Here is a 3335-nt window from a genome sequence, read left to right as displayed (position 1 = left end):
GCTCCGGATAGGCAGGATGACTTTCAAACCGGCGTTCGTAGGTGGATGAAAGCATTTTGTCGTTGACTCGGGTCGGATTTCCAATGCGGAGCACGGGTACTCCCCGGTCTACCAGTTTCTCACAAATCCAGTCGACAGCCGTGTTGCTTTGTGCACAGACAAGCACTTGTGGTTCCCGGTGTAACGTTTCGTAAATCGCTTCGACAAGAGTCGTTGTTTTCCCGGTTCCCGGAGGACCGTGAACAATAGATACGTCACGTGTACATAGCACCTTGTTGACTGCTGTTTCCTGTGTACTGTTCAGCCATGGGAAGCGGACAGGATATAATTCGCGGAATCCCGGCTTTTGGGTACCCAACAAAATGTCGCGCAGTTCCGCCAGGCGGTTGTCCTTGGCACGTATCGTGTCTTCCAGTGCCTCGAACATGGCCCGGTACGATGTTTCGTCAAAATAAAGTTGTACTCCCAGTATACCGTCAGTTTGCAGTTCCGCTAAAGCTCCCGCTCCGGGGAGTACAACGACCATTCGTTCTTCGTCGGCAAAGCTGATGGTAGCGATGAAATCCATATACTTCACTTTTCCTTCGAATGACTGGTGGAAAAAGCAAACAGGACGGCCGAACTCAAAGGAATGCTCTATTTCTTTATTTTCGGTCCGTGTAATATCTATTACAAGCTGATTCAGCGAATTGTAGTAACTTCGGCCAAGAGAGACAGGATACCAGCAGAGACCGCGCTTCACTTTACGGGCAACGCCCATTGTTTCGGTCTGCCGCTTAAATTCTTCTTTCTCATATTCATACTCCATCCGCAGGAGGAGTTGCTGTTGCTGAAGGTCTATAATGGGACTTTTCGGATTATTACTCATAATAGGCGCAAAGGTAACAAATCTTCGTTCCGGGTAGAAAAAATATTTCATTTTGTTAAACATTACTCGAACGCCGTTCGTTATTTTAATAGATAGACTCATTAGTGTCCCGTTAAAATGGGACGAGTTAAACAATTAATCAAATAGCCCCGGAATAAGGGGATTATTTAGATCTTTGACATCATTGAAATTAGTCTTATCGAACAGGTCACGCAAGTGGGTTTTGTCAGTCAATGATATGCTGAGAATTTGCAAAACTTCATAGGTTGAGCGTTTCAACTTCATATCATGTTGGACAATAGCCACAAGGCAGTATGTGATAATAGCCACACTGATTTGTATGCGAACAGCGTTCTCTGTTGTGCCCCAAAATTTCTTTATCTTGAGATGCTGCTTGAGCCATTTGAAGAACAGCTCGATTAACCATCTTTTCTTATAAAGATTGGCGATATCCAGTGCAGAAAGTTGTTTTGCATTTGTCAAAAAAGTGAACTCACGGTCATCTTCTTCATCGTAATATCGGACGAGTCTGAATGACTCAGGATATTTCTTCTCGGAGAGATAGCCGGTCAGTTTCACTTCCGCATCTGTCATTATATTCTTTGGCATTCTTCGCTTCCATTGGACTGTCTTATACTTTAAATTCGTCTTGGCTCTGACAACAAAGAAAGAGTCTGTAAGATGTATCTTATAGAGTTCTTTAAAGGAATCATAAGCCCTGTCGAAGATATAATAAGCATTTGGTTCATAATGGATTGAAGACAGTAATGTAGAATCATGCTTTGATGCAGTGGTTACGGTATAGAAGGCAGGAACTTGTGCTTCAATGTCATATAAGACATGAGCCTTAACTCCTCCTTTCTTGTTTCGGAACTTTGCCCATGGGAATGTTGCAAGACATAACGGAATCGTTGTTGAATCAAACGCATATTTCTTTCCGGAAATGTCAAGGATGTTGGTCGTCCGCTTCTCGCAGGCTTCCTTCATCATATAGAATGCAAATTCTTCAAAAATTCTATAATCACGGTTCCGGTTGGCTGTCGCAAGAGTTGTCTTGGCTATCGGTTCACGACCTAACCCAAGATGATATTGCTTGGCCCTATGCGCCTCGAAAGCAACGATTAAGTCTCGCAGGCTCTCACGGTTACTCAGTTGTCCAAACATCATCGCGAGCATCTGATTCCAGCAAGTGAAATGTTTCACATACCGGTTGCCATCATACTTGCGAACATAGTTGTTGAACTGAGTCCTGTTCAGAAAAGCGGTTAATTGAGAGAATACGTATTTGTCTTGGAACATAGCAGCCATTTGTATTAGACTGCAAAGTTGCAAAATCAAGTCCGTTTCATTTCAAAAAACCGTGTAATTGACTATATTTCAATAATTTCAAAGAACTATTTATCCACTTTTACGGGACAGTAGTGAGATAGACTAAAAAAACAAAAAGCAATATGGTATATGATGTGACTATGTTAGAAGCTTTCTACGCTGCTTATAAAGGAAAGGTAGAACACGTACGGGCTATGCTGAAACGCCCTTTGACGTTGGCCGAGAAGATTTTGTATGCTCATCTGTATGATGTAGCCGATTTGAAAGATTACAAACGGGGGGAGGATTATGTGAATTTCCGTCCCGATCGTGTGGCTATGCAGGATGCAACTGCGCAGATGGCTTTGCTTCAATTTATGAATGCAGGTAAGGATCAGGTGGCTGTGCCTTCGACAGTACATTGCGATCACTTGATACAGGCGTATAAAGGTGCAAAGGCGGATATTGCTACGGCAAGACTAACCAATGAAGAAGTATACGACTTCCTCCGTGATGTATCTTCCCGTTATGGCATCGGCTTCTGGAAACCGGGAGCAGGAATTATCCATCAGGTAGTGCTCGAAAACTATGCTTTCCCTGGCGGTATGATGGTGGGAACAGACTCTCATACGCCTAATGCAGGCGGACTGGGCATGGTGGCTATCGGTGTTGGTGGCGCGGATGCCGTGGATGTGATGACAGGAATGGAATGGGAGCTAAAAATGCCGAAGATTATCGGTGTCCGTCTGACCGGAAAACTAAGCGGTTGGACCTCTCCGAAAGATGTAATCCTGAAATTGGCCGGCATCCTTACCGTAAAAGGAGGAACGAATGCTATTATCGAATATTTTGGTCCCGGAACCGAATCCCTTTCTGCTACCGGGAAAGCTACCATTTGCAATATGGGTGCCGAAGTTGGAGCTACTACCTCTTTATTCCCGTTTGACGGACGCATGGCTACTTATTTGAGAGCTACCGGAAGAGATTGTGTAGTCGATTGGGCTGAATTTGTTGGTGCAGACCTTCGTGCAGACGACATTGTGACCGACGAACCATCCAACTATTACGACCGTGTAATTGAAATAGACTTGTCAGAACTCGAACCTTATATAAACGGGCCGTTTACACCGGATGCCGCTACTCCTATCTCTGAATTTGC

3 protein-coding genes are annotated in these 3335 nt (G+C 44.3%); 1 reads left to right on the top strand and 2 read right to left on the bottom strand.

The genetic code is table 11. The annotated features are described in order from the left end of the window. Both WS42_RS14410 and WS42_RS14405 read right to left on the bottom strand, forming a co-directional pair. Positions 1-919, bottom strand: a 919-nt coding sequence (locus tag WS42_RS14410) for an AAA domain-containing protein (RefSeq protein ID WP_046451332.1), incomplete at its 3' end; no start/stop codon positions are given. 84 nt (positions 920-1003) lie between these two features. Continuing rightward, the gene (locus WS42_RS14405; RefSeq protein ID WP_046451331.1) at positions 1004-2167 is read right to left on the bottom strand and encodes an IS4 family transposase; all 1164 of its coding nucleotides are present in this window, start codon (positions 2165-2167) and stop codon (positions 1004-1006) included. A 152-nt stretch (positions 2168-2319) separates the two neighbouring features. Between WS42_RS14405 and WS42_RS14400 the strand changes: the two genes are divergently transcribed. After that, a partial coding sequence (locus WS42_RS14400) for an aconitase family protein (RefSeq protein ID WP_046451330.1) occupies positions 2320-3335 on the top strand: 1016 nt, incomplete at its 3' end.

The organism is Odoribacter sp. N54.MGS-14 (assembly GCF_000980295.1).
In the GTDB taxonomy this organism is placed as follows: Bacteria; Bacteroidota; Bacteroidia; order Bacteroidales; family Marinifilaceae; genus Odoribacter; species Odoribacter splanchnicus.
The sequence above is the reverse complement of the archived record's forward strand: the minus strand, read 5'-3'. Positions and strand labels throughout refer to the sequence as shown.

Bases quoted from the DNA above. Each gene is read 5' to 3' on its own strand.
- WS42_RS14405 (WP_046451331.1), bottom strand. From the start codon at position 2,167: ATGTTCCAAGACAAATACGTATTCTCTCAATTAACCGCTTTTCTGAAC.